The following is a 24,903-nucleotide window of genomic DNA, read 5'->3' on the forward strand; positions in this document are numbered from 1 at the left end:
GTCTCATACTAGAAAGAGCCAACTTATAGAGGAGGGTCTGCTAAGTATGCGAGAGCAAATGAACGAATTCGAACCCCAGCCGATGCCGCAAACTCCGGAGAAAGCTCCGGACCCCGCTCCGGGACAGGAGCCGCGCAAGGCTATTACCGAGATGATTCAGCAGTTCGGTCAGACAAATGTACCGACGATGTCAGAGAACAGTATTTTCTGCCTGCCGATCATCGGTCAGATTGAGGGTCACTTGCAACTGCCGCCACAAAACAAAACGACGAAATACGAACACCTTATTCCCCAACTTGTAGCAGCCGAGCAAAATCCGAACGTGGAAGGTGTACTTTTGATTTTAAATACAGTAGGCGGTGATGTGGAGGCGGGGCTTGCGATCGCCGAGATGATCGCGTCGATCTCGAAGCCTACGGTATCACTCGTATTAGGCGGGGGTCATAGCATTGGTGTGCCGATTGCGGTCTCTACGGATTATTCGTTTATTGCCGAAACTGCAACGATGACGATTCATCCTGTACGTCTGACAGGTCTTGTCATCGGGGTTGCAGAAAGCTTTGAATATATGGAAAAAATGCAGGACCGCGTCGTGAAATTCGTGGTCAACCATTCAAAGGTAGGAGAAGAGCAGTTCCGCTCACTTATGCTAAAAGTCGGGGAGCTTAGTCGCGATGTTGGCACGAATGTGGTCGGTACGAAAGCGGTAGAGTACGGGCTGATTGATGAAGTAGGCGGACTCGGCCAGGCGATTGCGGAGCTGCGCAAACGGATCGAAGCGAACCGCCCGGTGGAGGGTCAGGAGCAGGTGATCCAATGATTATCTATTCCGCGATGCCGCTGGAGTTGATTTTTCAAAATGACAGCCCGGAATCATATGAGAATACTGAAGTGCAACTGAACGGGTTGACGATGCTTGTACAACCGTGCGGCGTGAACGAAGCCCGGATTGTCCGGCTAATCAGCCCGAATCCATACGATTATATGAACCCAAGTTATGCACCCGGACAAAAAATTTATTTCCGTCCGCAGTTTGGAGAAGGAGCGGGAAACCCTTGATAGTAAAGGGTTTCCCGCTTTTCCATTTGTGTGAGTTTGAATATTAACCGCATAATAATCGGGAGAACATGCGAGCATGTTCCAAGCGTGATCGAGGTGTTGCCGTGCCCTAATTGTTCTGAAATCTGCTCTTACTTTTGTCAGGTTATGCCATCGTATGCTTCTGTTCGCCTGGCTCTTTTAGCTTAAACAGCGGGATGATGAACAGGAGGCCGATGATGAACACGGCTGCTGCCGCTTCAAATACGACAAGAAGCGAAAACTTGTCTTTAAGCCATCCTGCCGAGCTCATCGAAATGACCATCATTCCTAAGAAAAACGGGTTCAGCACTCCATTGACGCGGCCAATGAACGACTGCTCTGTATTTTGCAAAATCAGCGTGCTGATACCGATCATAAAGCATGGGAAGAAAAAGCCAACCATGAATTGTGCGACGATCGTCAGCGCGATTGAGGTTGACAACCCCATCGCCGCCATCGCGATCGCATCTGCCAGCATGCCGATAGCCAGCAACCTTTGCGGCGCGACCTTCTTCGACAAGACGGTGATCAGACCGCCCCCAATTAGCATCGCAGCGCCGTTTACCATCATGAACCACTGCAGATTCTCCTTCGGCAGGTTGAGACGCTCCGTCAGCAAAAATACGCCGAGCGGCTGCGTAACACCACTTGCGAGTCCGATAGCAGCAAACGTTCCTGCTAAAGCGGTCAATACGTATTTGGACTTCACATATCGAATACCGTCACCGAGATCCTGCCAAAATCCAGTAGAAGCCTTCTCTTGGACATTGCTATGATCATCCGGCAGTCGCGTTAGTACGACAGCGGATAAGAGGAAGGCGATGCCTGTTACAACAATCGACGTTTGAATGCCAAACGACTGAAAAATGAGCGAACCGAATACCGGACCCAATATCATGAAAACCGCTATGTTTGTCTGAAGTAGCGCCATTCCTTGTTGAACCTGCTCGGTTGGCACATGCTGCTTGAACAGCTTCATGCTTGAAGGTTGAGAAAACTGAGATAATATCGCTGATACGAGCGTCGCGAAGAATATAGTCTTCCACGACCCGAACAAGAGTGTAGTGAAGACGGCAAACACGGAAGCAGCGCTCAGCATGTCGCACCAAACCATCGTTCGCTTAGGGCGCCATCGGTCTGCGAAAGTACCACCAATGAAGGAAAACAGAAAGATCGGGGCGTATTCCGCTACGGAAATGAGCGAGACCGCGTAAGGGTTATTGCCGGTCTGCTCCATTACAAACAGTAAAATCGAAAAATTTCGTATCCAAATACCGATTTGTAGCAATACGTTGGACAACAAAATCGTCCGGACAAATCGGTTTTGGAAAAGGCTTACTTTTGCAGGTTGATTGCTATTCATCATTCCACACCTTTCTTTTCTTCCTGTGTTATCGCTAATTTCTCATGCATGACAGTGGCGGTATTTTCCTCCTTCTAGCCTCTTTATGATCTCCATACTCATTAAAAATATAGATCTTTATCATTTTTGTTTATTGTTTTATAGATATATTATTATTATGTTTGTTTTTAGTCAATAAATAAAACTAGACGTTTATATATTTCGTCTAGTTTTATTTAATTCAAATTTCGGTGCCATCAATTGTAGGTTGTGAAGTTTATTAGGTAGAAATCTTGCTGGAAGGGCTGAAGTTAAGCCCTTTTGGACGGTGGAGTTGTTTGCTATGGGCTAAAAATGTGCACTCAAGCCAAACTGTGGGAAACTATGAAATGATAAAGGCTTATTTAACATATTTCTCACACAAAGTAGAAGTAGAATGAAATCTCTTGAAATATTTTGTGTCTGGAGATGAGAAATATGTTGGGTGCTGGACGCGATAATCCAGAAGATACTACCACAGTAACGTTGTCTGTAAAATTTACGACAAAACTAGACCATTTTGTTGTAGTAAATGTTGAATTAAAAGGTCATATTGTCAGCGAATCAGTGCGAGAGACTAGGAATATGGGGAGAGCGGAATTGATTATTTTTGACGAAGAATTGATTTCCGGGTCGAAGATTGATTATCTCTCATATTGTCTTGATAAAAGTGATCCAAAGAACTTTTATGCTTTATACGGTCTGCAAAAAACATTCTCTTGGATGGATACAAACCAATTAAAATTAAAAGGAAGAATAGCATATTTACATCATTTCGAGATTTTTACACCGTATAGGGGAACAGGATTCGCTAGACCATATATTTGGCTACTACTTCAAGAGTTAAAGGAGGAACTTGAAGTAGATGGGGTTATGCTTATTGCTTATCCCTTTAAAATGGAGGGAGCTAGTAAGGAAGAGTTTCGAAGACAAAAACGGATATTGGAAAAGCTATATATAAAAGCGGGCTTTTCTATATTAAAAGAAAAAGAGAAGATTTATTCTAAGACAGGTGTAGAGCTTGAGCATCTATTTTGTGATATAAAGCATAAAATATTTTCAGAATTTACTGCTTAGGAAGATGATTAAGATCGTACGGGATGGGTTATTGTACACGTTATTGTGAAATGCGCTTCCGTTAATCTGGATTTTTCCGCTTGTCACTATTTTGACGTATGCCAATATTTTTGACTAAGAGTCTCCAAACGAGGCTCTTTTTAGTTTGCTCAGAAAGGGTGGTGAGGAGGTTGTAACTCGGGTTCACTGTTATGTATTCATCAAAACAATAAAAAACAAGAAGAGGAGTTCACTATCTTTTTGTAGAATCTAAAATTTGGGAACATCATTTCTCAGAGGGAGAAAACAGGGAGGAAAAAGTGGGGATAAAAAAAGCAGCGGCACTGTTTCTCAGCTTGGTTCTTTTATTAGGAAGTGCACCGACTGCATCAGCGGCCGTAGAAGCAAAAAATAAAAAGGCGTACGAGCAGCTCAAAACATCAGTCCACGAGCACCTTACCAATCGGGACACGAATTTCAAACTCGTTTTTCAAGGGCCGGGGGTGTATAAAATAGAAGGACTTGTCAAACAGGCTCTTGAAGAGATTTATAATCAAGATCAATATTTGTATCATTCCATGGAGAGCTATCAGATAGGAGCGAAAATCGAGCGGAATAATAAAGTTACACTTTTTTTCACGATGGAATATCAGACAACGGCCCAGCAGGAAGCATATGTAACAGCTCAGGTGAAGAAAATCACCGCTTCGATTATCAAGCCGGGAATGAATGCACATGAAAAAGTACGGGCCATTCACGATTATATCGTTTCTACGGTGGCCTACGATGAAAGTCTGAGCCGGTATTCAGCGTATGATGCTCTTAAATCAGGCACAACGGTGTGCAACGGCTACGCACAGCTTGCAAACAGGCTTTTGGCCCAGGCGGGTGTTGAGAATCAGATCATCAGTGGTGATGCGTCAAGCGGGACAGGCGAGACAGAGCCACATGCGTGGAATCTCGTCAAATTAGACGGAAAATGGTATCACCTCGATTGTACATGGGACGATCCGGTGCCGGATAAGAAAGGATCTGTAGAATACATGTACTACAATCTATCTGATAACCAGATGAAAGCAGATCACACATGGAAGACAGGGAAGTTTCCACGTGCCTCCACTTCATATGTGCAGACACTTGCAGCACTTCGTATAAAGGACGCGAAGCGGAGTGCGTTTTATGAGGATATGGAAGCGAAAATTCAGGAGGGTGCGGCTCTGCGCCAGGAATTGCGTAGCATGGAAAAAGGCAAGAAATAGACAGAATGATGAGAGAGCATGTAGCGATGACGGTCGCGTTCTGCTGTGATATACTAGGCGTACGCATGTGCGTATAAATCGGTAAAAAAGGCAACTGTGCCCATTGGAGGACCGGCTGCCTTTTTGTCCGTGATGAATACATACAGTAAGGTGGTGGGGCAATGGCAGGGAAACGATCGGTGAAGAAGCAGGGGCAGGCGAAGCGCAATTTAGGGGAGACGCTACGGTATGAATTGTACGGTTTAAGTGTCATTATGGTGTCGCTTCTTGTTCTGCTTACTTTTTCCAATCCGAGCTGGTTTGGCCGGTATGTGTCCTGGGTGTTCCGTATTGCTGCCGGATCATGGGATTTTCTCATTCCGCTTGTTGGGATCGGGACAGGCGTATATGTAATGGTGCAGCGCAAGTGGCCAAACTTTTTTACTCAGCGCTGGGTTGGTATTTTTCTACTGTTTTTTGCCGTTTTGATTTGGAATCATATGCTGCTGTTTGAGCAGATGACCGCAGGCGGGCGGTTTGCTGATCAGTCGGTGATGGGTGTGACATGGGAGCAACTGCTCAAGGAGAATGCACAGATTAGCGCAGGCAAGCCGTCGACAACGGATGTTGGAGGTGGGATGCTTGGAGCACTTGGCTATGGACTGTTCTCATCCGGGGTTGGTGCCGTCGGAACGACGCTTGTGGTGGTGTTTCTCGTACTCATTGGCTTGATGCTGACGTTTAATATTTCGTATGTACGCATTCTGGCAGCGGTACGCCGTCTGCTTGGCGCAGGTGGGGTGCGGGTAAAGGAAGCGGGAGAAGATGCACTGACATTGCTAAGTGAGCGTAGAGAACGACGCCAGCAGGAGAAGGACGCACAGGCGGCAATTGAAGCGGAGTTTGCGGACGAAGATGAGGACGACGGCTCAATAGAAGATGTAAAGCCAGGGTTATTCACACGCTGGATGGATAAGCGTAGGCAGCGAGAGGAAGCGCCTGCACAACCGCGCAAACAGGGGCGTGCCCGTATGGAGCGTAAGAAGGCAAGTGAACCGGCTGTTCTGCCGGATATGGATGATTTCACGGAACCGAAGGGAGAAATTATTGTTGACCATTTCGCAGATCGTGCGTATGGGGAAGTTGATGTGCCACCGTCTATGCCAGAGTCGGAAGGTAAGCCGGAAGCAATGTACACACCGGCGGCCGAGCCTACGGTGCAGATGGAAGGGTCGCAGATGAAGGTTATGCTTCGGGAGCGTACGAAGTCGGAGACGAAGGAACCACCGACGCAGCAGACGCCTGTGTCCGAGGTGCCGCTTGCGTTTGAAGAAGCGGAGCAGATGAATCGGCTGTATGCGAAGCCAAAGCTTGATCTGCTTGATCGGGGCAAAGGTGCGAAGCCGAGTGTATCAGCGAAGGATGCACAGCATAACGCGCAGAAGTTGGTCGCAACATTAGAGAGCTTCGGGGTACAGGCGAAGGTAAGCCGTGTGCAGCAGGGCCCAACGGTTACACGTTACGAGATTCAACCGGCGATTGGCGTGAAGGTCAGTAAAATTGTGAATTTGACTGATGATATTGCGCTGGCACTTGCGGCACGTGGCATTCGGATGGAAGCCCCTATTCCGGGCAAATCTGCGATCGGTATCGAGGTGCCGAATGATGAAGTGGCGATTGTGACGCTGCGGGAAGTGTTAGAGAGCCCGGAATATCAGAAATCAGAAGACAAGCTTGGCATTGCGCTTGGTCGGGATATTTCCGGGCAGCCGATTATTGCGAACTTGGCTCGGATGCCGCATCTGCTCGTTGCAGGGGCGACCGGCAGCGGGAAGTCGGTGTGTATTAACGGCATTATTATGAGTATTTTGTTCAAAGCAAAGCCGTCGGAAGTGAAGCTGATGATGATTGATCCGAAAATGGTTGAGCTGAATGTGTATAACGGTGTGCCGCATTTGTTATCGCCTGTTGTGACTGACCCACGTCGTGCCTCTATGGCACTCAAAAAAGTGGTGCAGGAAATGGAGCGCCGCTATGAGCTATTTGCGAAAGCGGGCACGCGTGATCTGGAGCGGTACAATGAACAGGCACACCGTGAAGGGATTCAACCGTTACCGTTGATTGTTGTAATCGTAGACGAGCTGGCAGACTTGATGATGGTGGCACCGGGTGATGTGGAAGACGCAATCTGCCGTCTCGCACAGATGGCACGCGCGGCAGGCATTCACCTGATTATTGCCACACAGCGCCCGTCTGTTGATGTCATTACGGGTGTGATCAAGGCCAATATTCCGTCACGTATTGCGTTTGGGGTATCAGCGATGGCGGATTCGCGCACGATTCTTGATATGGGCGGTGCGGAGAAGCTGCTCGGTCGGGGTGATATGCTGTTCTTGCCGATGGGTGCATCGAAGCCGGTACGCATCCAGGGTGCGTTCATCAGCGACAGCGAAGTGGAGCGTGTGGTAGAATACGTGAAAGGACAGCAGGAAGCACGCTATAGCCCGGAGATGGTGCCGGGTGAGGAAGCGGAAGCAGCCTATGCTGAACCGGAAGATGATATGTATGAATCCGCAGTCGAACTGGTGCGTGAGGCACAAACTGCTTCGGTATCGCTTATCCAGCGCCGTCTGCGTGTCGGTTATACACGAGCAGCTCGTTTGATCGATATGATGGAAGCGCGTGGGGTTGTCGGTCCGTATGAAGGCAGTAAGCCGCGCGAAGTGCTCATTCCGCGCCACGACTCGCAAATTTCGTAGCAGAGGGTTTACGATGAAATTTGTTGATGAGTTTCGGAATTTTATTAGCAAAGGAAATATTATTGATCTCGCGGTTGGGGTCGCACTCGGAACTGCGTTTAATAAAATTGTCACCTCGCTTGTCGAAGATATTTTGATGCCGCCGATTGGAAAAATGCTGGGCGGCGACGATTAATTACGGTATTTTCTTAAACAATGTGCTTCATTTCTTTATTATTGCGTTGACACTTTTTGTAGTTGTGCGTGTATATAGTAGAATCGGAAGGTTGCGCAAACAGGAAGAAGAAGCGCAGGCACCGAATAAGAAGGAGTGCCCGTACTGTTTGTCTGATATTCCAGTGGCGGCGGTGCGCTGTCCGGCTTGCACGTCCCATCTGGAGCCAGTGACTGAGAAAAATACGTAACCTACGACAAAAGGGATGGATCGATATATGGGGAAACTAGAAAAAGCAGTCCGACCGGAAGAACGTATTGCGGATCTTGTCATTCCAGGGAGTAAGGTAGCGATTGTCCAGGAAGGCAATACGCTTGAGCACGCTCTGCTTGTGCTCATTAAATCAGGCTATACCGCGATTCCGGTCTTAGATCGCGATTATAAGCTTAAAGGGTTAATCAGCATGCCGCTTATTTTGGATACAGCGCTTGGTATTGAACGAATCGAGTTTGAACAGCTCGGAACGCGTCGGGTGGAAGAAGTGATGAATACGAAAGTAGGCTGGATGCGAGAGAGCGGAACGTTTTTCCGTGGGCTGGAGCTTTCGATTAATCATCCGTTTTTATGCGTAGTAGATGAAGAGGGTGTGTTCAAAGGCATATTGACACGCAAATCGATTCTGGCCACGCTCCATAAGCAGATGAAAAACGCGCCAAAAGAATAAAAGTGTGAAACCGGGGGATGCTACATGGCATTCCCTGTTTTTTTTGTGGAATCACGCAACTTTGTGTGGTGGGAGTCGAGAAGAGAGAAGCCGTTCGCTTCGGTACGCTTGGCAGGGAAGCTTATACTGTCCGCTCCAGGAGAACGGCGAACGTGCCCGCAAAAGAGGACCCACGATGTTTTTTCACGGAAGGATTGCGGGCAAAGGCCTGTTCGCCGTTCTCCTTCCGCTGGGAAACAAGCGTACAGGCGCTCTCTTACTTCTCTCTTCTCTCCTCCCAAACAAAGTTGGGATTCAAAAAATAAAAATATAAAAGCCTGTGGGGCAAAGCCATACAAAACTTGCACTTGAGCGTTGACTGCTCAAGTGTGGGCAGGAGCGGAGAAGGAAGGCGCTATGGAACGCTTTTACGCGACCGCTTAGCGGAAGGTGGCAGACGAACGGGCTTTTGCCCACAATGCTTCTATGTACGTACATCGTTGGCTTCTTTTGTGGGCAAGTTCGTCTGCCTCCTGAAGCGGACAGTTCCTACTTCCCTGCAGAGCGTAACCAAGTGACAAAGCGACTTCCTTCTCCGCTCCTCCACTACACCTTGAGGAGTTCCAACCTATCAACACAATATTGAAAGGAGAACCACTTACTGTGAAACAACGAACCATTCAAACGATCAGCGCCGTTATGCTCGCGCTCACTTCTATTTCCGTGCCGCCCATAATTCCTATGCAGACAGCGTACGCGGCAGAAACTACGGCTCCGTCGTATCAGGCACGGGACGAGATTCCCGCGCTGTATAAGTGGAAACTTGAGCACGTATATGCGAGTCGTAGCACATGGGAAGCGGATGTGAAGAAAGTGGAAGAGATGGCGGGTGTGATCGCATCGTATCAGGGCAAGCTTGCTTCGTCCCCACAGGAGATGAAGCGCGTGCTTGATCAATACGTAACGATGGCGCGGCTGCGTGACAAAGTGGCACTGTATGCGGGTGCTGGACTTGATGTACATACAGCGAATGCATCGCTGCAAGCGCTTTCTGATCGAGCGAGCAATATGAATCGACTGGTCGGAGAGAAGACGGCGTGGATGACTCCGGAGATCGTAGCCATCTCAGACGAACGCATGCAAAAGCTGCTCGCCTCATCTGATCTTGCTCCGTATCGGCTCTTTCTTGAAGATGTGCGTAGGAGCAAACCGCATATTTTATCACGTGACATGGAACGGCTGCTTGCCCAGACGTCCCCGCTTGCTGGAACTGCAGAGTCTGTGTATAGTATGCTGGCCAAAGACATCAAGTTTCCTTCGATCAAAAACGAAGCAGGCAAGGAAGTTCCATTAACTCGTTCCAACTATGTGTCCTATCTCGAAAGCTCGAATCAATCCGTTCGCCGTGCTGCATTCCAGGCATACTACAGAACGCTACAGGGATTCCAGGATACATTTGCCCAGACGTTGGCCGGACAGGTGAAGGTACATAACGCGTATGCGAAGGCGCGTCACTACGACAGTGCGCTAGCCGCAAGCCTGGCGCCGAATAATATTCCGGTTAAGGTATATGATGAACTCATTGCAACCGTTCACGAGAATCTGCCGCTGCTGCATCGGTATGTGGCTCTGAAGAAAAAAATGCTAGGTGTGCAGGAGCTACACATGTATGACATGTATACGCCAACCGTACCGCATAAAGAACGCTATATCCCATATGATGAGGCGAAGCAGATTGTACTGGAAGGTCTGACTGTTCTTGGAGAGGATTACACGACTGTACTGGCCCAGGCATTCGGGGATGGATGGATCGATGTGTACTCGACTGCTGACAAACGTTCCGGCGCTTATCAGATCGGGGCGTATGATACGCATCCGTATGTGTTGCTCAATTACCAGGGAACAGCCGATGATGTGTCGACCATTGCCCATGAACTCGGTCATGCGATGCAGACGTACTATTCCAACAAAAAGCAGCCGTATATTACATCGGGCTATCCTATTTTTACAGCGGAAGTTGCCTCCACGTTGAATGAGCAACTGCTGTTTAAAAGCCGCTACGCGAAGGCGCAGACGAAAGAAGAGAAAATGATATTATTAAACGGCTATCTTGATAATTTCCGCAATACATTGTTCCGCCAGGCGCAGTTCGCAGAATTCGAGAAGCTCCTGCATGAGAAGGAGCAGGCAGGTGAGTCGCTGAATGCAGAAGCAATTAAAAAGCTGTATGTCGATCTCAATCAGAAGTATTATGGTGCGGCAGTTGTCAATGATCCAGAGATTGCAATGGAATGGGCTCGTATTCCGCATTTGTACTACAATTTTTATGTGTATCAGTATGCGACCAGCTTCGCTGCCTCCGCTGCACTTGCCGGACAGATCGAGAAAGAAGGAGCAGTTGCAGTCGAGCGCATTCGCACAAAATTCCTGGAAGCGGGCAGCTCCGCTCCACCACTTGAGATACTGAAAGCAGCCGGTGTCGACATGTCTACGGCCCAGCCTGTGAGAGAAGCGATGAAGCAGTTCGAGCGTGCGCTTACCGAAATGGAAGAACTAGCCGCACAAAAATAATAAAAAAATTCACTTCCCCCCACAAATGGGTAAAGAAACACGAATCATATGGTACCAAAAACATATGGACAGGGTGAATGAGATGAATCATGCAGGCATGTATAATGAAGCAGGGCGCATAGAGCTGCACGTAAGCTCCGCTGATGAAATGTACGAGACGATGACACGGTTCCACATGACATACCCGAACGCGGTATTTGAAGATCTGGAATACATAGGCGTGGAGAATGGCAACCTAGCCATTAAACTTTCCTACTCTGTGGTGTGAAGATTACGTGATCCCGCAAAAAAGGAGCATTCCGCTACTAACGGAAGCTCCTTTTATTCGTATCGGATGATCTATTGTGAGACTGTTTTGATGATCGGTCGAAGTCGCTGATAGATTGGGTACGTAATGATCGCTTCGATTACCCCTTTAATCAAGTTAAACGGAAGCACCGCATACAGAATTAGCGCCCACAGGCTGGTAATGCTCGAGTTAGCCAACTGTGACCAGGCCACAATCTCAGGTACGGATTTGTTGAGCAGTACCCCATAAGCTGGAATGAAAATAAAGTAGTTCGCAATCCCCATCACAGCAGCCATAACGATCGTGCCCGTAATCGTGCCGACCCAGTAGCCAAGCTTGCTCTCACGCATGAGCTTCATAAACCAGACCGAGACGACGACGAACGTGCTGCCCGCAATAAAGTTGGACAACTCCCCGACTCCCATGCTGTCCTGGCTGTACAGAATTCCATGCAGGATATTCTTAATTAATTCCACGATGACACCCGCCAGCGGTCCAAATAGTGTGGCCCCAACTAAGGCTGGAATCTCGCTGATCCCAAGTTTAAGAAACATTGGAAACATTGGAAGCTGGATTTCTATGAACATCAATAGAAACCCGATCGCAGACAGCAGCGAAAGCACTGCCATCCGGCGTGTTTTTCCTCTCATTATGAAGTTCTCCCTTCTCCCATCCAGACTATACTGTCGGTCCCGGAATTACACCGGGTCAGCCGGACGCGTACGATTTGCATCCGGGTCGCGGACTGTAGAACAAGTAAGAGGTGTTCCATCACCGCCGGTCGGGAATTGCACCCTGCCCTGAAAGGAGTTGTGTTTTTGTTCACAACCTATTTAGAACTATGCCATGAAAACAGAAAGCCGTCAATACTTCACACATTTCACACAATTATTTTTTATAATGAAAGTACTGTTTGATCGAAGCGATAAAAGGAGAGGACGTAATGAAAGGAATACAGATGGCATGTCTGACCAGTCTATTGCTATTTCTGGCCATCGGTGTTACCGGCTGTGGGTTTCGTTCATTTGCAGCTGTCCCACTTGAGAAAGATGTGCTCATTGTAGCCAGCACGCAGTCCCGTATGGTTTCATTTTTGCAGGCAGACACGGGAGAGGTACTAGCCCAGTGGAAGCCTTCGTTTGCGTTTAACCGGCTGCTTCTGCTGCCTGATCACCATAGTGTGCTGTTGTACCATAAAAATGAAGAGCAGGCGCATGTCATTGATATGCGTGACGGACAGGAAAAGGCGGTCTGGAAAATAGGAACCGGTATTGTAAATGCAGTCGCATCAGCTGACGGAAAGACAATCTATCTGGCAGATCGGGATCGCGGTATGGTACGCTTCTACGGACTTGATGGCCAGGAGCGAGCGGCAGTGAAGGTTGGCTCGTATCCACTTACGATTATACCGGACTCGAATGGAAAATGGATATACGTATACGATTTGCATGAAGCGAAAGGCTATACGGTTGATGCGAAAGCCGGGCGTGTAACACGTACATTTGCCGTGAATGAATCACCTATGGGCGGTCTGTTTATTCCGAAGCGGCAGGAGCTGTGGGTGGGCGGACACGGTGAGGGAGACGTGCCGGAAGAATCAATTACGGTGTTGAATGCCGTGACCGGCCAGAAGCAGGGTGAAATACAAGCACCCTCGATGCCGGTTGAATTTGTACAGTATAATGAAGATACCGTATTTGTACTCAGCCACGGATCGAGTACGTTGCGGCGCATTCGGGTCACTGACCGTGCCGTAACGGGAACGTTGCCGCTCGGTACGAGTCCGTTCGGGATGGCTGCCGGACGGGAGCACCTGTATATTTCCAGTTTTGAAGGCGGCCAGGTGTATGTTGTCGATCCGAAGCAGATGAAAGTCATCAAAACAGTGCGGGTCGGGGGAGGCCCGATGCAGCTGTTTGTACGGGAAGGTGGGCAATCGTGAGCCAATTTTCAGTATTGGTAGTAGATGATGAAGCGCAGATGCGTGAGCTGATCATCATGTATTTGATAAAAGAAGGCTATGAATGTGTAGAGGCGGAAGACGGAGAGGAAGCGCTCGTACGACTTGCGGAACGCAGATTTGATCTGCTTGTGCTTGATGTCATGATGCCGAACATGGATGGGCTTTCGGTATGTATGAAAGTGCGGGAAAAATCCGATGTACCGATTATTTTCGTGACGGCACGGGGGGATGAATGGGATAAAGTAAACGGGCTTAGGATTGGAGCGGATGATTATATCGTCAAGCCATTCAGTCCGCGTGAGCTTGTAGCCCGCATCGAAGCACTTCTGCGCCGCACTCGCCGCCAGGCGGATGACATCGTGCGGATTGGTCCGCTTGAGATGGATATTAAAGGGCACAAAGTACGGATTGATGGCGCCGATTTGTTTCTGACATTGAAGGAGTTCGACTTGCTCGCTTGCTTTACCCGCCATATTGGACAAGTATTAAGTCGCGACCAGCTTCTGGAGATGGTATGGGGCTATGAATATTACGGCAACGCCCGTACAGTCGATACACATGTCAAAACGCTTCGTATGAAGCTTGGGGAGCATGCAGGTCTCGTTCAGACCGTCTGGGGAATCGGCTATAAGTTCGAGGTATAGCGGTGAGGGGATTTACGTTGAAGCTGAATCAGAGGCTGTGGCTACTCATAACATCCGGCATTGTGTTCACCGTGCTAATGTCGTATGGGCTAACGGAGTATTTATATGAAAAGTTGTATGTCCAGCAGGTCGAATCATCGCTGCGCTATCAGGGGGAACAAGTGGCTGGGATGTATAAAGGAGGACCGTTGACGGGTGCATTTCGTCAGCAGGCGGAGAAGTTCAACACCGTATCAGGAGCAGAGATTTATGTAACCGAAAATCAACGTGAGCTTGGAGCTTGTCTGCCGTTTGAAGTGGAGTACAATGCCCTTATTACCGAGGAGGAGCGTGGACGACTTCTGACGGGAAAAACAGTAAGCAAGATCGGATATGAAGAGCGGTTTGGCCGGAAGATTATGGCGGTAATCGTGCCGCTTCTAGATAATAAGCGTCTTGCAGGGATTGTGTATTTGTACGTACCACTTGCGACGATTACTGAGGCGTTTAGTGAAGCGCGTTATATTGTGCTAGCGACAGGTGGATTGTTTGTCCTGATCTCGATGTATGCAGGCTTGCAAATCGTTACCCGTTTGACGAAGCCGTTGCGGGCGATGGAGGCAGCAGCGGGCGAGATGGCACGAGGCAATTTTGCTGCTCGTGTTGATGTTGGCATAACCGATGAAGTCGGCAGACTCGGCCATGCACTCAATCATATGGCGTCCGAACTTGCGGAAGTGGAACAGCAGCGCAAAGAATTCCTAGCAAATGTCTCACATGAACTTCGCACCCCGCTTAGCTACATCAAAGGATACAGCGAGGCGATGATCGAAGGAGTTGTGCAGGCAGAAGATGATAAGCAGCGGTATGTTACGCTCATTCACCGGGAGGCTGGACGCATGCAGCGACTTGTCCACGATCTGCTTGATCTTGCACGCCTTGAAGGAGAGACATATCCACTTACGCTGAGACCGCTCCCGCTGGCCCAACTGGTGGAGGATACACTGGAGAAATTTTGTCCATTTCTTGAAGAGAAGAGCGCGCAGTTGACGATGGAACTTGACCCGGATATGATCGTTATAGGGGATTTGGATCGGCTCGAACAGGTGATTCACAATTTGTGCGACAATGCACTGCGCCATCTTCCGGAAAACGGGCAGCTTACGGTAACGCTGATAATGGCGGAAGGTGGACGATGCCGACTCACGGTGGAAGACAATGGACCAGGCATTCCAGAGGGTGAGCTTGCTCGGATCGGTGAGCGGTTCTACCGTGTGGATAAGGCCCGCAATCGTCGAAATGGCGGGAGCGGTCTCGGACTGTCCATTGTGCGGCAGATTGTTCACCTGCACGGCGGAACATGGACCATCGAAAGTACAGTTGGAACAGGTACGGCGGTATCCATTTATTTGCCGCTGTATGAATATGAGGAACCACAATCGTAAGGAGAGAGAAGCAATGATGAAACAGTACGTATGGATCAGACGAGCACTGCTACTTGTTTTTCTGCTGGTAGCACTTGTGGGCTGCTCGGCAAACAATGCGCCGCAGCCAGGCACGAACGCGGAACCTGCGCCGATTGAAGTCGAATTCCAAACGAAGACATGGGCACCAAAAGTCGGGGAAACACTGACATTTAAGCTGGTCGTAACACAGAAAGGTAAGCCTTTGGATAATCCGGACAAAGTGTATGTGGAGCTCTGGAAAGACAAGCAGCGAGAAAATCATGAGACCGTTCAGCCGAAAAAAGTTGGAGCAGGTCTATATGAATTGAAACAGACGTATAAGGAGCCAGGCACTTATTATTTGATGTATCATGTTGAAGCAGGCGAAGTGCATGAGATGTCAAAGCGAAAAGTTGTAGTGAAGTAAAGAAGCTGTCCCAAGCCAGAACGTGGCGAATGGGGCAGCTTTTTTGTGTGATATCGACAACGTGTGATGGTAAGGGAGTGGGAGAAGGAAGGAGCCGTTCGCTTCGGTACGCTTGCAGGGAAGCAATACTGTCCGCTCCAGAAGCCCGGCGAACGTGCCCGCAAAGAAGAGCCTACGATGTTGATTCACCGAAGTGTTGCGGGCAAAGGCTCGTTCGCCGTTCTCCCTCCGCTGAGTAGGCACGTACAGGCACTCTCTTGCTCCTTCCTTCTCCCACTCCCCGCACAACGTTTCGGTTTACAAAAAACACGCGACGCCAGAACGGATTTTCTCGGGTCGCCACTGACTTTTTGGAAGCCTCCTTCCTTTACTTTTTACCTGCATAGCAAAACTCAGCTTCTTGATACTGCTTGAGAGTTTTCACCCAAACTGTGTCAGGAGCGGGATCGGGTGGGGCAACGGAATGCCTGTACGCGACTTCCCAGTGGAAGGGGACAGGCGAACGGGCTTTTGCCCACAATGCTTCGATGTACATACATCGTGGGCAATCTTTTGTGGGCGAGTTCGTCTGGCACCTGGAGCGGACAGTCTATGCTTCCCTGTAAGCGTACCTAAGTGACGAGGCCCCACCCGATCCCGCTCCTTCACCACACGTTAGGGAAACCCTGCACCAAGAAAGTGGCTGTGTTGTGTCGCCTCGCCCATCCTTACATTCAGCCTTCGCATACAAGCACCCGCCCTTTTACTGCCTCATACTGTATAGGGGAAAACAGACAAGGAGGCGTGTGATGAAAGTTCCGTATGTAGGCGTCCTGCTGAATCGGGCGATGTACAAAGGGATTCCAGCAGGAAAGACACAGACTGAAGTCCTTGCGTTTTATGAAGAAGGAGGAAAGTTGCATGGCATAAAACCGTGTTACTTCCGGCTTGAGGATATACAGCCGGGAAAATCCACGTTATGGGCATACGTCAAGAAAGGCGAGAAATACCGCCGAATGATTGTGCCTATGCCTCGGGTCATTCACAATCGGGCACTTTATTTTTCAGATGGGGAGAAAGGGAAGCTGAATGGTCTTGTGAAAGGAAACATTGCTGTTTTTAATCGGTGGAACCGTTACAGCAAACCGTATATTCAGGATTTATTGTGGAGCGATGCTCTTCTGCGTCCGCATCTCGCTCATACAGTGCGGGGTACGGTAGAAAATTTGCAGACTATGATGAAGAAATACCGTCAGTTATTTATTAAGCCGAACAGCGGAAGCATCGGATTCGGCATTATGCGGCTTGCACGTCAAAAGAACGGTTGGCGGCTGACGTATGCTGCATATGAAAACAAAAAGCGAATCTGGAGAAATGTAGATTTTAAAAATTCGATCCCGGCTCTCCTTCGGATGAAGCTACATGGTGGGAGGTATCATATTCAGCGGCAGCTACCGCTTGCCACGTATAAGGAGAGACCGTTCGATCTACGGGTGTCCGTGCAGAAAGACGCGACTGGACACTGGCAGGTAACAGGAATGGTAGGTAAGGCTGCTCCGCATGGCCGATTTTTAAGCAATGTCGGGCAGGGCGGACGGGTATATCCCTTGTCTGTTCTGCTGACCGATCATCCGAAGCTTGAAATTAAAGCGGTCGAGAAAGCGGTCGAGGTATTTGCGCTGCGTGTAGTCTATAAGCTGGAACGTTCGATTGAGGGTCTAGCAGATGTGGGGCTTGATATCGGGATTACGGATGGAGGGACCCCGCTTTTCATTGAATGTAACGGACGCGATCAGAGGTACAGCTTCCGTAACGGAAAAATGATCCGGGAGTGGAAGGCAACGTATGCCAATCCGATGGGATACGCACGCTATTTGCTCAACCGTGCATGTGAGGAGTAATCATGAATATCTCTAAAACAGAACGGTCTGAATTTCTCAGACCGTTCTGTGCCTCATAATTATTTTATCTGTGGTACGTCGGAGAGTGTCAGCGGATCGGTTGGAGTGGAAGCATCCATGTGTCCGAGAAGCGTATCCGTTGCTTGACCGTCTAGGACGATCTTTGTATTCTTGAACCCGAACTGGTTCATGATCGTAGCGATTTGTTCCATGAGGAACTGTTCACCTGTGGACCCGAGATTAGCGGCCTGCTTCACGTTTGAGGACAGGCTGACGATCGCTGTGTTTCCGTCTTTTTTCACGGATTGGATCTCTACATTAGCTGGGAGCAGATTAACGAGCTTATGGCTTTTTGGCCCCTTCTGCCATGCTTTCAGTGCAAGCAGCGGGAGATCCTCTTCTTTCTCATAGGAGATCGAATGTGTTTCTTTATATTGAGTCATCAAATTATCATCACTGAATATAAGCTCGACATGTTTTTTCTGAACAGCCAATTTATCGGATTGCACAGGCTCAGTCGCTTTAGGAGCCTGCGTATTCACGTCTGTGTCCGCTTGTGTCTGAGTTCCGGTGTTCGGTACATTTGTGGTCGTTGGTGCTGGCGCATTTGTTGGTGTATTGGACGTATTCGTGCAGCCAGCCAGTCCGATTGTTACGGTCGCAGCGGCGAGTAAAGCGTAAGGTAAACGCATAGCGTAATCCTTCCCTTCTGGCATAATACTTGCTGTTTATACTTTCATATTGTTACATAATACTTTACCACAAAACACCTGCATAAGTCCTAACTGGCAAAAACAGTTTAGGAAATAAAAATAATGTATAAAAATGCTCGGTTTTTATGCCGAAGGCGGGCAAAATCAAGTATAGTGTAGATATAAAAAGCAATACGATATACAGGAGTTGAATGTATGGATCAATCATCGGTGCATTCGATTGTTCAAGCAATTAGCCAGACACTTCCCCAGGAAGCTTCCATTGCCATTGCAGACGAATCGAAATTTATTTATTACCAGCCGAGCCGGATGATCGATTTGAAGATCAAGCCGGGGGATACAGTTAAAGAAGGAACCCTTACACGCCGGGCCTTATCGGACAAGCAAAAGCTTGCTCAATACCTTGAGGAGAGCGTATTTGGTGTGCCGTATTATGCGATGAGCACCCCGATTATCACACACGGACAGGCAGAAGGATGTGTTACGACCATTTTTCCGTCTTCTATGCAGCAGATTGACCGTTCGTTACCGCGGCATCACTTTTTGATCGGGCGTGGAGAAGACCGGTGGATTCCGATTCCGCTGTTTGATATTCAGTTCATTGAATCGGAGAAGGGGAAGACGTTCTTGCACACGGAGCGCGGCGTGTATTTGAATAAATACAGCCTTATTGAGCTCGAACGACTGCTGCCATCTGATCGGTTTATACGCTGTCACCGTGCTTACATGGTGAATGTGCATTCGATTATGGAGATTCACCCGGATTTTCATTCCACGTTTGTACTGATCATGAATGACCCGACACGCAGCCGTGTGCCGGTTAGTCAGAAATATGCCAGTGTATTCCGGCGCATGCTGGGCTTTTAGAGAGGAGGACAATATTCCTTCTCTTTTTTATTGGATTTTTTCTAGGGTTTTGAAAGGGTTTTATCATTATTTCTTCTGTTTTATCATTAAAAATTCTGCTTTATCTTGAATATAAGGAGCTTGGTGTGCGGGCATGCTATCGTTAGTGTATAAATAATTTAAAAAACATAGAAAAAGAGAATAGTTTTAGTGGGAGGCTATACAATGTTTTCTCAACGAATTCGCAACGAAGAATTGCGCAATCGTCTTGTCACAGCAGAAGAAGCTGCTACGTGGATTCAAAATGGTATGACACTCGGATTGAGCGGTTTTACCCGCGCCGGAGATGTTAAGCAGGTTCCACGTGCGCTGGTAGATCGTGCTAACAAGAGTGGACAGCCATTCAAAGTTAATGTATATACAGGAGCATCAATGGGATCTGAGATTGATGCGATTATGGCCGAAGCTGGCATCGTGAACATTCGCTTGCCATTTCAGGCAGATGGTCAGATGCGTGCGAAAATTAACGGTGGCGAAATTAACTACATCGACCAGCATTTGTCGCACACATCAGAGGCTATCCGTTCTGGCTCGATTCCACCGATTGATGTCGCAATTGTGGAAGCGGTTGCAGTTACGGAAGATGGAGGGATTATTCCGAGTACATCGGTCGGTAACTCGGCCATTTTTGCCGAATATGCCAAAGAAATCATTATTGAGTTAAACTTGCGTCAATCCCCGGCACTTGAAGGTATTCATGATATTTATACACCGGGCAAACAAGGGGAACGCGGACCGATTCCATTGACACAAGTAGATCAGCGTATTGGAACTACAGCCATTCATGTTGATCCATCTAAGATCAAAGGCATTGTCGTAACAGATGAAGCCGATTCACCATCGACAATCGTTCCGCCGGATGAAGAAACAGCACAAATCGCAGCGCACCTGCTTGAATTGTTGCGTGCAGAAGTAGCCGCAGGACGTTTGTCGAATACGCTTGCACCGATGCAGTCTGGAATCGGCTCTGTAGCAAACGCAGTATTCCATGGCTTCCTCGATTCAGAATTCACGGATCTGGAAGTGTATTCGGAAGTGCTGCAGGATGCGGTATTCGATCTGCTTGATGCCGGCAAAATCCGCTTTGCATCTGGCTGCTCGATTACGCTCTCACCGGAGAAGAGCGATCAGGTTATGCGCGATCTGGAGAAATACAAAGATCGTCTGTTGCTTCGCCCGCAGGAAATTTCGAATCACCCGGAAATCGTGCGTCGTCTCGGCTTGATCGCGATTAATACCGCACTTGAGTTCGATATTTATGGCAACGTGAACTCGACACACGTAATGGGTACAAATATGATGAATGGCATCGGCGGCTCTGGCGACTTCGCCCGCAACTCTCGCCTTGGTATTTTTGTTACTAAATCAACAGCAAAAGGCGGCGCGATCTCAAGTGTGGTACCATTCGTGTCACATGTGGACCATACAGAGCACGATGTTGACATCGTGGTAACAGAGCAGGGGATTGCGGATCTGCGCGGATTAGCTCCGCGTCAGCGTGCACAATCGATCATCGACAACTGTGCACATCCGATGTATCGCCCGCAGTTGCAGGCGTACTTCGATGAGGCATGTCAGCGCGGCGGTCAGACACCACATGTATTAGAGAAAGCTTTCTCTTTCCATGATCGGTTCCGCGAGACTCGCTCCATGCTTGAGCAGGTGGAAGAAAAACAGCTTGTTACTAAGTAATATGAGATTATATAGATAAAGATACATTTGTGGAGAGAATCATTATAGAGACCGTAACGATAGCAAAACCCCCGGGCACATTCGTGAGCGGGGTTTTTGTCATTGTTTTTCTGCCATATTTTTTGTATAGTTGCATGCGTAAGCTTTTCCGGAATGAGGCCTGATACAAAATGATGCAGCATGAGAACGGAATGGATCATATGGAGCCGGTGCCGCGGGGAGCGGGCGGGGCGAGTGTGCCGCGAGCGCTTATAGCAGATGGACTGACATCCGAGCAGCTTGTTCGCTCTGACGAAGCGGACGCGCTTTTTTTTCGTGCGCTCGAGGGCAGTGGTATGTACTTGAATGAAGCGCAGATTGCCGCCGTTCGGGCCGTAGATGGACAAGTCTTAATCAATGCAGGGGCGGGTAGCGGCAAGACGACGGTGCTGACATGTCGGGCTGCGTATTTGCTGCTTGTACGCCGTGTTCCACCAGAAAACATTGTGCTTGTTACATTTACCCGCCAGGCGGCACGTCAGATGCAGGAGCGGTTGCGGAGCATTGCAGGCGTAACGGATGGAATGGTCCGCCGGATGATTACAGGCACGTTTCATTCGCTGGCACGGACGATTTACTTCCACAAGTTAACCGAGCAGCCACGCATGATGAGTCAGAAGCAGAAGGAATACGTGCTTTCTCAGTTGACGAAGGAGATGGCGACAGGAGAGCAATATGAGCCAGAGACATTGCTTGCGCTGCTTGCGTATTTGAAGAACAATCTGTATGTTGTGGGCAGTGAATGGAATACAAGAGACGTGGATGGGCTAAAAGAGGACGCCCGCCGCGTGCTTATGCGGTATGAAGCGTATAAGCGGGAAAATAATCTCATTGATTATGAAGATTTAATCACCGGCTGTATAGAAACACTTGCAGCACACCCAACGTATCGGGAAGCTTTGCAGCGGCGCATGACATATATCATGGTCGATGAATACCAGGATACGAACATCGCACAATATGAAATGATTCGTCAGCTTTCCGAGCGCGCCAGTCTATGTGTTGTGGGTGACCCTGATCAGGCCATTTACGGCTGGCGTGGCGCGGATCCGTCGATCATGTTACGCTTTCCACAAGAATATCCGAATTGTACATGCATTACGCTTGATATTAACTATCGTTCCCCGGCAGGAGTTGTTGGGCTTGGGAATGCGGTCATTCGCCATAACGAGGACCGCTTTGAGAAGGAGCTAAAAGTGCTGCCAGGTGCTCCGGGACTCCCGATGTATATGACAGCACGTTCGGCGGAGCATGAGGCGGAATGCGTATTAGCGCTCATTACCAGGCTGGTGGAGTCGGGAGAGTATGCCTACCCTGACATTGCGGTGCTGTATCGGACGCACAGCACGGCGCGGACGCTGTATGAGAAGCTTCTGCTTTCAGACGTGCCGTTTACTACGCATCGGGATGAACCAACCTTTTATGAACGCGGAACGATTCGACCGGTGCTCGACTTTCTCAGGCTCTCGGTTGAGCCGTACAGCGAGCAGGCGCTCTCTTCGATCCTGCCCTGTCTCTACATTAGCCGGGCGCGCTATGAGAAAGAAATTCATGTCACAGCGATTCAGCAAGGCATCTCCTATCTGGAGGCGATCGGACATCTAGAGGGGTTGCCTGCTTATCAGAAGCGCAAACTACAGGAGCGAGCGACATGGCTTGCAAGCATCGCCCGCATTAGTCCATTACAGGCGATTAAAGAAGTGCGCAACGATGCGGGCGGTGGCTATGACCGTTTTCTTGGTAGCGAGCAGGACGGAGCGGTTACGTATCATAAAGAAATCATTCGGGACGATCTTCTCGAACTGGAGGAGGCGGCACGCAGATTTGCGACAGTGCCAGAATTTCTCACCTATATTGACACCATTGTAGCGGAGAAAGAATTGCACAGGAAGCGCCAGCGCGAGCAGGTAGCACTAGCGGGCGTTACCTTGCAGACGGTTCATGCGGCCAAAGGGCTTGAATATCCAGTCGTGATCGTGCTCGGTGCCATTGATGGCGTAATGCCACATAGTATTGCGGTTGACCCGGATGAGAAGGCAGATTTCTGGCTTCATAAAAAAACAGACGTACGGTGGCAGGAAGCGGTGGAGGAAGAGCGCAGGCTTGCGTATGTTGCGGTTACACGGGCGAAGCGGGATCTCTACGTCAGCTCCCCGCTGTATTTCCGGGGACGCCCGGCGGCAACGTCGCCTTTTTTACTTGAGGCGTTTACCGGACGTTCGCACATTGCGAGCCCGGCTACAAAGGAGGAAACAAAACGATGAAATTAGAAGCAGGAACGAAAGAATGGGCACGGGTTGAGCGGAAAGCGCCGTTCGGCTACTTTGTGTCAATTGAAAATACAGATGTACTATTGCACGAGAGCGATGTTGTGGAAGCGCCAGAGATTGGTGATGACATTACGGTGTACTTGTATCATGACCACCAGGATCGACTGGCAGCTACACAAATGGAGCCACATGTGCTGCTGGGGGATTTCGGATGGCTTGAAGTCGTTGACATTCACCCGCGCATGGGGGCGTTTCTCGATAATGGCATCCGCAAAGATGTGCTTCTCCCGGCCGATCAGCTGCCAGAGCTCAAAAGCAAATGGCCGAAGTCGGGGGATCGGGTATACATCCAGCTTGAGCATGACAAGCAGGGTCGCTTGCTTGCTGTGCTGGGCCGGGAAGAAGATTTTGAAGAGATTGCAGAGCCAGCCACACCTGATTTATTCAATCAGGACATTAGCGGCTATGTGTACAAAATCATTAAAATCGGTGCGTTCATTATGACGGAAGGACAACACCTGGCATTCCTGCATCGGGACGAAACGAAGGAAGAATTGCGTGTCGGTCAGTTGCTTGAGGCACGCGTGTCTAAAGTACGGGACGATGGGCGGCTGAATCTGTCCACCAAACCGCGCAAGGAAGTGAGCTACAGCCAGGATGCCGAGATGATCTACGCGTATGTGAAGCAGCGTGGTGGACGTATGCCGTATACGGACAAGACGGCACCGGATGTCATTCTGGATAAGTTCGGCATTAGCAAAGCCGCTTTCAAACGTGCGCTCGGCAAGCTTATGAAAGAGCGTCGGGTGAATCAAGAAGATGGCTGGACGTACATAGCACCAGGCGATACAGAACAATAATAGAAAAAAGCACGGACTGTGGCAGGTACAGTTCGTGCTTTTTTTTCATACAAAAGTAAGTGAGTAATATTTTTACTATTTAGAAGATAAAAATAAAATAATAAAGCGTTTAGTTATAGTAGAAACCGGACATAAAAAGAGTAACAAATACGAAAGTATATAACAAGCAGAGCGGACTAACAAGTGAGGAGGAAACCAGCATGAGAAAAGACTACTACAGCGACAACGATCTAGTACGGAAGTGGGAACGTCTTTCCCTCCTGCGGGCGCAGGTACGTTATATGGAACAGAGCGTACCACACGCACATTTTACAGCAGAGCATGGGCAGAAAGCATCGGATATGCTTATGCAGGATGAGACAGCAAGCACGAGCTGGATGCATACCGGTATTCCGTGGCAGGAAGCAAGTGAATTAAACCGTGAAATTGCAAGGCGGCAAGGGTTAGACGCGTACCGGGGAACGTATTGATACGAAAGAGCAGAGGAAACGAGGCTGTCCTAAAGCCAGAACATGGCGAACAGGACGGCCTCGTTTTTGTAGAATCGACAACGTGTGGTGGTGAGGGAGTGGGAGAAGGGCGGAGCCGTTCGTTTGAGTACGCTTGCAGGGAAGCCCTGATTGTCCGCTCCGGGAGCCCGGCGAACTCGCCCGCAAAGAAACATACTAAGATTAGTAGCACAGACCAAGGCCACGGTTTGTGCTACTATTTTTTTGTGGTAGAAGTGAAGAAACAGGCCGAGTGGGCTTCGGGATCTTGAATCCGTCAAAGAAACAGGCCAACTTCACTGCCCTTATTTGAATCAGCTTCAGTATGTTGGATCCATTGAGATCGTGTATAAGAAAAGGGAATCG

General features: G+C 48.9%; 22 protein-coding genes, 1 pseudogene and 1 riboswitch. Of the genes and pseudogenes, 19 read left to right on the forward strand and 4 right to left on the reverse strand.

Going from position 1 to position 24,903, the window contains the following annotated elements; translation table 11 throughout:
* Window positions 1-46 precede the first annotated feature (46 nt).
* Window positions 47-820, forward strand: a complete 774-nt coding sequence (locus CB4_RS10255) for a ClpP family protease (RefSeq protein WP_373681382.1) — start codon at window positions 47-49, stop codon at window positions 818-820.
* Window positions 817-1,059 carry a YlzJ-like family protein gene (locus CB4_RS10260; RefSeq protein WP_096465608.1) on the forward strand — a complete coding sequence of 81 codons (243 nt, stop codon included), beginning with the start codon at window positions 817-819 and terminating at the stop codon, window positions 1,057-1,059. The genes CB4_RS10255 and CB4_RS10260 overlap by 4 nt, the downstream gene beginning before the upstream one ends.
* 145 nt (window positions 1,060-1,204) lie before the next feature.
* Here the strand turns inward: CB4_RS10260 and CB4_RS10265 are convergent, their stop codons facing one another.
* Window positions 1,205-2,446 (reverse strand): MFS transporter, encoded by a 1,242-nt coding sequence (locus CB4_RS10265; RefSeq protein WP_231956217.1) that lies wholly within the window; start codon window positions 2,444-2,446, stop codon window positions 1,205-1,207.
* Between the two features lie 453 nt (window positions 2,447-2,899).
* Here CB4_RS10265 and CB4_RS10270 point away from each other — a divergent pair, with 453 nt between their 5' ends.
* The 7 genes and pseudogenes from CB4_RS10270 (at window position 2,900) to CB4_RS10300 (ending at window position 11,210) form a co-directional block, all read left to right on the forward strand.
* A complete protein-coding gene (locus CB4_RS10270; protein ID WP_096465612.1) occupies window positions 2,900-3,538 on the forward strand; it encodes a hypothetical protein in 639 nt (212 codons plus the stop codon).
* A gap of 299 nt (window positions 3,539-3,837) precedes the next feature.
* Window positions 3,838-4,776: a transglutaminase domain-containing protein gene (locus tag CB4_RS10275; RefSeq protein WP_096465614.1), complete on the forward strand. Its 939-nt coding sequence runs from the start codon at window positions 3,838-3,840 to the stop codon at window positions 4,774-4,776.
* Window positions 4,777-4,937: 161 nt separating this feature from the next.
* Entirely contained in the window at window positions 4,938-7,514 is a 2,577-nt protein-coding gene (locus tag CB4_RS10280; protein WP_096465616.1) for an FtsK/SpoIIIE family DNA translocase, read from the forward strand.
* 13 nt (window positions 7,515-7,527) lie between these two features.
* A pseudogene (gene mscL, locus CB4_RS10285) lies at window positions 7,528-7,918 on the forward strand (large conductance mechanosensitive channel protein MscL).
* Between the two features lie 27 nt (window positions 7,919-7,945).
* Window positions 7,946-8,392 (forward strand): cyclic-di-AMP-binding protein CbpB, encoded by a 447-nt coding sequence (gene cbpB, locus CB4_RS10290; protein WP_096465618.1) that lies wholly within the window; start codon window positions 7,946-7,948, stop codon window positions 8,390-8,392.
* 642 nt (window positions 8,393-9,034) lie between these two features.
* On the forward strand, window positions 9,035-10,942 hold the full coding sequence (pepF, locus tag CB4_RS10295; protein WP_096465620.1) for an oligoendopeptidase F: 1,908 nt from the start codon (window positions 9,035-9,037) through the stop codon (window positions 10,940-10,942).
* 25 nt (window positions 10,943-10,967) lie between these two features.
* Complete coding sequence (locus CB4_RS10300; RefSeq protein WP_231956218.1) at window positions 10,968-11,210, forward strand: hypothetical protein; 243 nt, start codon at window positions 10,968-10,970, stop codon at window positions 11,208-11,210.
* Window positions 11,211-11,281: 71 nt separating this feature from the next.
* On the opposite strand, the gene CB4_RS10305 is transcribed toward CB4_RS10300, so the two are convergent.
* The gene (locus tag CB4_RS10305) at window positions 11,282-11,881 is read right to left on the reverse strand and encodes an ECF transporter S component (protein WP_096465624.1); all 600 of its coding nucleotides are present in this window, start codon (window positions 11,879-11,881) and stop codon (window positions 11,282-11,284) included.
* A gap of 7 nt (window positions 11,882-11,888) precedes the next feature.
* Window positions 11,889-12,043: riboswitch (FMN riboswitch) on the reverse strand.
* A gap of 131 nt (window positions 12,044-12,174) precedes the next feature.
* On the opposite strand from CB4_RS10305, the gene CB4_RS10310 reads away from it, so the two are divergent.
* From CB4_RS10310 to CB4_RS10325, 4 genes are read left to right on the forward strand one after another with little or no spacing between them, the layout of a single operon-like run.
* Window positions 12,175-13,173, forward strand: coding sequence for a YncE family protein (locus CB4_RS10310; protein WP_096465626.1), 999 nt, complete (start codon window positions 12,175-12,177; stop codon window positions 13,171-13,173).
* Window positions 13,170-13,838: a response regulator transcription factor gene (locus tag CB4_RS10315; RefSeq protein ID WP_096465628.1), complete on the forward strand. Its 669-nt coding sequence runs from the start codon at window positions 13,170-13,172 to the stop codon at window positions 13,836-13,838. Before CB4_RS10310 ends, CB4_RS10315 begins: the two co-directional genes overlap by 4 nt.
* Before the next feature lie 17 nt (window positions 13,839-13,855).
* Window positions 13,856-15,262, forward strand: coding sequence for a sensor histidine kinase (locus CB4_RS10320; RefSeq protein WP_231956219.1), 1,407 nt, complete (start codon window positions 13,856-13,858; stop codon window positions 15,260-15,262).
* 13 nt (window positions 15,263-15,275) lie between these two features.
* Window positions 15,276-15,689, forward strand: a complete 414-nt coding sequence (locus tag CB4_RS10325) for a FixH family protein (RefSeq protein ID WP_157737914.1) — start codon at window positions 15,276-15,278, stop codon at window positions 15,687-15,689.
* Window positions 15,690-16,109: 420 nt separating this feature from the next.
* Here the strand turns inward: CB4_RS10325 and CB4_RS20950 are convergent, their stop codons facing one another.
* Window positions 16,110-16,340: a hypothetical protein gene (locus CB4_RS20950; protein ID WP_146226658.1), complete on the reverse strand. Its 231-nt coding sequence runs from the start codon at window positions 16,338-16,340 to the stop codon at window positions 16,110-16,112.
* 137 nt (window positions 16,341-16,477) lie between these two features.
* Here CB4_RS20950 and CB4_RS10335 point away from each other — a divergent pair, with 137 nt between their 5' ends.
* On the forward strand, window positions 16,478-17,569 hold the full coding sequence (locus tag CB4_RS10335) for a YheC/YheD family endospore coat-associated protein (RefSeq protein WP_096465636.1): 1,092 nt from the start codon (window positions 16,478-16,480) through the stop codon (window positions 17,567-17,569).
* 59 nt (window positions 17,570-17,628) lie between these two features.
* Here the strand turns inward: CB4_RS10335 and CB4_RS10340 are convergent, their stop codons facing one another.
* Window positions 17,629-18,261: a GerMN domain-containing protein gene (locus CB4_RS10340; RefSeq protein ID WP_157737917.1), complete on the reverse strand. Its 633-nt coding sequence runs from the start codon at window positions 18,259-18,261 to the stop codon at window positions 17,629-17,631.
* A gap of 216 nt (window positions 18,262-18,477) precedes the next feature.
* Between CB4_RS10340 and CB4_RS10345 the strand changes: the two genes are divergently transcribed.
* The 5 genes from CB4_RS10345 (at window position 18,478) to CB4_RS10365 (ending at window position 24,519) form a co-directional block, all read left to right on the forward strand.
* On the forward strand, window positions 18,478-19,149 hold the full coding sequence (locus CB4_RS10345; protein ID WP_096465640.1) for a LytTR family DNA-binding domain-containing protein: 672 nt from the start codon (window positions 18,478-18,480) through the stop codon (window positions 19,147-19,149).
* A gap of 204 nt (window positions 19,150-19,353) precedes the next feature.
* Window positions 19,354-20,880 carry a succinyl-CoA:acetate CoA-transferase ScpC gene (locus CB4_RS10350; RefSeq protein ID WP_096465642.1) on the forward strand — a complete coding sequence of 509 codons (1,527 nt, stop codon included), beginning with the start codon at window positions 19,354-19,356 and terminating at the stop codon, window positions 20,878-20,880.
* Between the two features lie 170 nt (window positions 20,881-21,050).
* Entirely contained in the window at window positions 21,051-23,183 is a 2,133-nt protein-coding gene (locus CB4_RS10355) for an ATP-dependent helicase (RefSeq protein WP_096465644.1), read from the forward strand.
* Entirely contained in the window at window positions 23,180-24,049 is an 870-nt protein-coding gene (locus CB4_RS10360; RefSeq protein WP_096465646.1) for a CvfB family protein, read from the forward strand. Before CB4_RS10355 ends, CB4_RS10360 begins: the two co-directional genes overlap by 4 nt.
* 200 nt (window positions 24,050-24,249) lie before the next feature.
* Window positions 24,250-24,519 (forward strand): hypothetical protein, encoded by a 270-nt coding sequence (locus CB4_RS10365; protein WP_096465648.1) that lies wholly within the window; start codon window positions 24,250-24,252, stop codon window positions 24,517-24,519.
* Window positions 24,520-24,903: the final 384 nt, after the last annotated feature.

This window comes from Aneurinibacillus soli, assembly GCF_002355375.1.
Classification (GTDB): Bacteria; Bacillota; Bacilli; order Aneurinibacillales; family Aneurinibacillaceae; genus Aneurinibacillus; species Aneurinibacillus soli.